This window comes from Herbivorax alkaliphila, from assembly GCF_030848475.1.
Taxonomy (GTDB): Bacteria; Bacillota; Clostridia; order Acetivibrionales; family Acetivibrionaceae; genus Herbivorax.
Window position 1 is genome coordinate 1 of record NZ_JAVDDS010000090.1, and the last position, 5,430, is coordinate 5,430.

A 5,430-nucleotide genomic window follows, 5' to 3' on the forward strand; every position below is an offset into this window, starting at 1 on the left:
GACATATAACGTTTTGTAATCATGATGCCTTTGAGTGGCTTCTATGGGATGACCTGCGTTAGCGTGCTTGCACCCACGAAAAGGTATGGTGGAGATAATCTTCTTGTTCTTTCCTTCGCAACCTTTACATGATTACGTTGTTATCGGATTTTAGATGCCCCTCGTAACCCTTCTTATACAAAATCACTATTAACTTCGAACACATGAGTATATAATGAAAATGAATTTAACAGCAATTATTCGTTTTCTTCTCAAATAAAGCAATTTTTACCTTGCCGACTAAATACTCTTTCACAATCACATACCCTAACTTTTTGTAAAAATGGTGGTTTACCTCCTTATCTGAAGGTGTCTCCAAAGTCCAGTTTTCTGCATTTGGAAATTGTTGTTCTATAAAACTAATAGCCACATTTCCAATACCTTTATTCTGATAATATGGAATAACGCAAATACAACCTAAATAATAATTATTGCATGAATTTTTCTTAACAATTATATCTCCTATAATTTCATTCTCATACACAATCTTATATGTGAATCTATTTTCAATAATATTAGTCATACTTTCTACTGTATGATTATATCCAGGACATTCACCATACTTAATATAATCATCATAAAAACTTTGATTCTGAACTTCAATAAGTTTTTGAACATCTTCAATATTTGCTTTAATAATATCTACTTTCAACTTCAAATCTCCTATTCTCAAACTTATAAAAAAATTTTTAACTGGCACTCTCCCTGCATCTAATTTCCGATAACGTTTTGTATATTTGACGCCGCTGAGCCTTAGTGCGACTGCACTTGGCGAAGCGGTGTGGCGTCTGCTCATTCTCCATGCTCCTACTTCTTAAGCCCTTGCAAAGATACTTTGATATACGTCGTTCCCCTTATACAAAACTTCTACAGAGGTATTCTCAAATTATACGTTTTCTTCCGTTTAAACCTTAATTAAAACTTTATCCTTAAAAAACTCTTTATTTTTAACAGTCTCTATTAATATCGGGGAACGTTTATTAATTTCATCTCTTTTTTCTTTGTTTGAACAATAAAAATGATCTATCCCTAGTATTCTAAAGATTCCACCAGATTCAATTTCTTTCAATTTATCACCAATACAAATTTCACCTTCATTAGAACCGTGTATGACTATCCCTCTATTCTCAATTTTAAAAACATTTTCAACATGGAGTATATAAAAATTATCTTCATTCTTTTCAATCAGTTCTCTTACAATCTTATCACACAATCTTAATTGATCTTCCAACTTCTCTAAGTTCTTAATCTTTTTCGTAACCAAGGGATTCATCCAATCTAAATCGTGAATAATACACATTTTAAAACATCCATCAGGGTTAAATTCTGGATACCATCCGATATCAATAATAAATCTATTTTTTTCATAAGCAACTTGAAACAAGTGTTCTTTGTATGAGAATTCTTGTTGTTTAAACAACAAATCACTTTTAATCTGAAAGTCATCATATTCTACAATGCCTGGTGTAAAATCAATATTTTCAAACAAAAATCTATCTCCTTCCAACAAATTCAATTTTTGAGATATACTTAAGCCTGCCACTGAAGGCTCCAGAGACACCTATGATTTAGAGGAATGAACGTATATCGTTGTGTATCTGACGTCGATGAGCCTTAGTACGACTGCACTTGGCGAATCGATGTGGTGTGGAACTCTACATGCCCTTCTACAAAGCACTGCTTCTTGTTCTTTCTCTACCACACCTTCACAGATACACATTGATATGTGGAGTTCCCTGCCCCGCAACGCCAGACTTGATCACGGATGGTCACTCCTCAAAATTTTTCACTTTAATTTTCCATTTTCAAATTCTAAAAACATACTCTCAAACAGGGCAATAATATCACCTGAAATTGTATATTTGCTCTGAAATTCTGTGAATACTTCCTTAATATTATATTCAAATTCGTTGCAAAATTCAACGTTGTCTATTTTTAGCAATCCTAAATTTTCTTTTACCTCAATTAATAATTCATTTGCATCTTTCTTATTTCCACACAAATATTTAATCAATGATCTATGAACCAATCTAAGTACTTTATACCATTGTAACCTGTTAGGTATATATTGTGATTTTATAACCCGTCTATTAATTTCAGTACTGATTTTAAAATTCTCTTGATTCTTTAGTAATATATAACTTTCATCTATCTCTTCAAGAATTATTGTATTACGGATATCCAAATCAACTGAAATACTGTCAGAGTACACTAATATCATAATACCTTTTGGTCTTTCTGTAAAGTTAGTCATTATTGGTCTTCCATGGATATTAATTATTTCATCTAATTCACTATCTGTCACTTTTCCAATAATCATAATATCAATATCTGAAAATCTCTTAGCAGTTCCTTTTGCAAGAGATCCTTTTAATACTAGAGAAAGCCTTTTCTTTAAGCAGTAATTATAAATCTCACTTATATACTTTCTGTGATTATCGGTAGGATATTTTATTTTTAAATCATCAATTATACTATTCATCATTTTATCTCCAACGTCATGCTTTCTCAACCCGACGCAGGACGCGTCGGAATGGAGGGAATACCATATATCGTTGTTTAGTTCTGCTATTTCAGCCGCTTAGGGCGACTGCCCTTGCGGGTGGAATTGCCAGAACTATATTGTTAGAAGACGTCGGATGTCCCTAATATCAGAGGCTGGTATAATACTGCTATTTTATAATCCAACATAATACCAGCCCCTTAAACATTACAAAGTCACTGTGAAATTTAAATTTTTCAAATCAATTATAGCTCCAATTTTTATTAAAATATCAAGACCTATCAATCCATTTATTTCTCCTCTTGGATCAATAATACCGAAATCTAGTTTTAAATCTTTTAATTCTAGTTCTTCCATTTCGATACTATCAACATTTTTCGAAAAAAAGTTATGCAAACTTCCTCCTACACCATAAAATGAATTAACTGTATCATTAATCTCTGCAAAAATACCTATTTCGTCAACAACATCTGGAGATATAATTGTCTCTGCAGCACCTGTATCAATAACAACATTTTCTATAATTTTTGACTTCCCTTTAAATCTTAATTTCATTTCAGTAAAAATCAAACCCTGTCTATACTCTATCTTCATTACATGACACCTCTAAAACCAAAAATCTGCTTTATTTCTATTTCAATTTTTTCATTTCCAGTATGATATACTAATATATCATCTTTCGATCTCACTAATTCTTTTGTTGCCTCTTGATTATCTTCATAAGCTTGTATAACAGCCACATCTTTTATATATCTTTTATTTCCTTCAACTATAGAATCTAAAACTTGTATTTTCACAAACTTATTCGGATAAATCTTTCTTACTTCTTCCCATTTCATTATATAACACCACCTAATACTAATATATTATACACTTTTATTATATCACTTTTCATTCACATTGATAAATAGCCAACAAAAACAAAAACTTCAAAGACAAACTTTCAATTCATCCGATGTCTTTTAACGTGTTTGCTTACTGAAGTTCCTGAACCTTAGTGCTACTGCACTTGGTGAAGGAATTTGAGCGTAGCGACGTTAGGAGCGTAGCCGGTAAGCTTTTGTTAGATGATTTTTGCCAATCAGCTTCAAAGACATTCTTTCTATTATTTAAGTCATGGATTCTTTAATGTATCATCATGTTCACCAATATTTCTTAGAATAATTCCATCTTCAATATATTGCCAAGTCATTCTTATATCCATATTTATACTTGCTTCAAAAATATTATCGCCTCTGCCTTTTATTTTTTTTGTTCTTAATGAAGGATGTCTAGGATTATCAATCATTATCTCTAATTTTTTCTTTAATTGTTTTTTTACTTCAATAGGAAGATTTTTTACCTTAGACTTAAAATTTTCTGAATATAATATTATCATATGTCATCCAATCCTAACCCTTTAAATAATTCATCTTTGTCTTTTGCTTGATGTACCTGTCCCTTTTCTATTTGTTCATCAACTTCTCCCTCCATTTGTTGCCACTTTTTTGTATAGTACCAAGCCTGATCTTTTGGAATAACCACTACAGGTGTTATTATTATTTTACCATCTTTTTCTACTAATTCCAGTTTGTCTCCAATCTGTAGATTAAGTTTCTTTACTAATTCCTTTGGTATTGTAACTTGAGATTTTTGTTTTAGATCAACTAACATATTAATCATTCCTTTTTAAATAGTATAACTTTCTAACTATATTATATGTTATACTTGAACAAAAATCAATATGTCCAACTTGAAACTTTCAAAGACATACTCTGAAATGATGGGCAAATTTAATCTAACGTTTGCCATTTGAGACGTCGATGAATCGGACTCATAAGGAATACCCATAAGAGGCTTTAGCCCGATAAATCGATGTGGGCAGGATGACCCGTAAGCACGCCCTTGACTCAAATGGACTTGTTAGATGAAGCTTTACACTTCAAAGGATTACTATCTATTTTCCACAAATCTACTCTTAATGTCATCTATAACCTCTAAGTAATGAGATTTACCATCTTCCAACAATGCTTCGCTTATCACTGGAAAATCATTAATGAACTGCAAACAATCATTTTTTTGCAAATTAAATTGATCCATTAATAATATAAATTCTTCTAATTTACTTCCCCAAACATATATGATTTTAAAATTATTAACAAACACTTCACAAAAAGAATTTTCTCTAAAATTGGCAATTCCGAACTCTAAATAACCATCATTTAATAATTCGTATTCATAATCACTAAAAATAGAAAGCAATTCACTTAAACTAAGCTCTTTTCCCACATATGGCTGTGTATTTTTAAATCCCACCATCCCTCTAGGGTTTTGATTTAAAAATAAAACATTACATAATTGACAAAACAGATTCCAAAATTTATCTATATCTATGTTTATCCTTGCATAAAATGACCATTTTTTATTTTTTTCTTCTTTTAGAGTAAAGCCTTCTACGATTTTTGCTTCACTTCTTTTTTTATTTATTTCTTCAATATTAAACTCATTAGATATATCTGTTATATTAGGTATTCTAATGCCTTTTGGTAATTTATACATAATATAATCTCCTTATAACTTACAGAGCTTCATCTCCGATATGTAAAGTTTTATCTAACGTTTTGTATCTGTGATGGCTTTTCAGCCTTAGATAGCTCCTATCTTAGGCTGAAAGCTATGGGCAGGATAACCCGTAAGAATGCCCTTTACTCAGATACTTTGATATGTGGCGTGGGGCCCCGCGGAGCCAAAGCCACTACGAAAGGTGGCTTCACTAGTTAATTTACACCTTTAAATTTGTAAAATTCTTCACTTGATAGCCCATATTTTCCTATTGTTACATCCCATTTTGTTAATTCACCATGCCAATCAGTTCCACCTGTAATCATTAAATCATATTTCTTAGCAAT

At 31.3% G+C, this 5,430-nt stretch carries 8 protein-coding genes; all 8 read right to left on the reverse strand.

The window, feature by feature from the left end; translation table 11 throughout:
• Positions 1–226 precede the first annotated feature (226 nt).
• Positions 227–835, reverse strand: a complete 609-nt coding sequence (locus tag RBH29_RS16985) for a GNAT family N-acetyltransferase (RefSeq protein WP_306698195.1) — start codon at positions 833–835, stop codon at positions 227–229.
• A 108-nt stretch (positions 836–943) separates the two neighbouring features.
• Complete coding sequence (locus tag RBH29_RS16990; RefSeq protein WP_306698197.1) at positions 944–1,528, reverse strand: hypothetical protein; 585 nt, start codon at positions 1,526–1,528, stop codon at positions 944–946.
• Between the two features lie 297 nt (positions 1,529–1,825).
• A complete protein-coding gene (locus RBH29_RS16995) occupies positions 1,826–2,521 on the reverse strand; it encodes a nucleotidyltransferase domain-containing protein (RefSeq protein ID WP_306698198.1) in 696 nt (231 codons plus the stop codon).
• Between the two features lie 228 nt (positions 2,522–2,749).
• Complete coding sequence (locus tag RBH29_RS17000; RefSeq protein WP_306698199.1) at positions 2,750–3,136, reverse strand: retroviral-like aspartic protease family protein; 387 nt, start codon at positions 3,134–3,136, stop codon at positions 2,750–2,752.
• On the reverse strand, positions 3,136–3,381 hold the full coding sequence (locus tag RBH29_RS17005; protein WP_306698200.1) for a hypothetical protein: 246 nt from the start codon (positions 3,379–3,381) through the stop codon (positions 3,136–3,138). Before RBH29_RS17005 ends, RBH29_RS17000 begins: the two co-directional genes overlap by 1 nt.
• A 275-nt stretch (positions 3,382–3,656) precedes the next feature.
• A complete protein-coding gene (locus RBH29_RS17010; protein WP_306698201.1) occupies positions 3,657–3,920 on the reverse strand; it encodes a type II toxin-antitoxin system RelE/ParE family toxin in 264 nt (87 codons plus the stop codon).
• The gene (locus RBH29_RS17015; protein ID WP_306698202.1) at positions 3,917–4,195 is read right to left on the reverse strand and encodes an AbrB/MazE/SpoVT family DNA-binding domain-containing protein; all 279 of its coding nucleotides are present in this window, start codon (positions 4,193–4,195) and stop codon (positions 3,917–3,919) included. Before RBH29_RS17015 ends, RBH29_RS17010 begins: the two co-directional genes overlap by 4 nt.
• Positions 4,196–4,474: 279 nt before the next feature.
• Complete coding sequence (locus RBH29_RS17020; protein ID WP_306698203.1) at positions 4,475–5,080, reverse strand: hypothetical protein; 606 nt, start codon at positions 5,078–5,080, stop codon at positions 4,475–4,477.
• Positions 5,081–5,430: the final 350 nt, after the last annotated feature.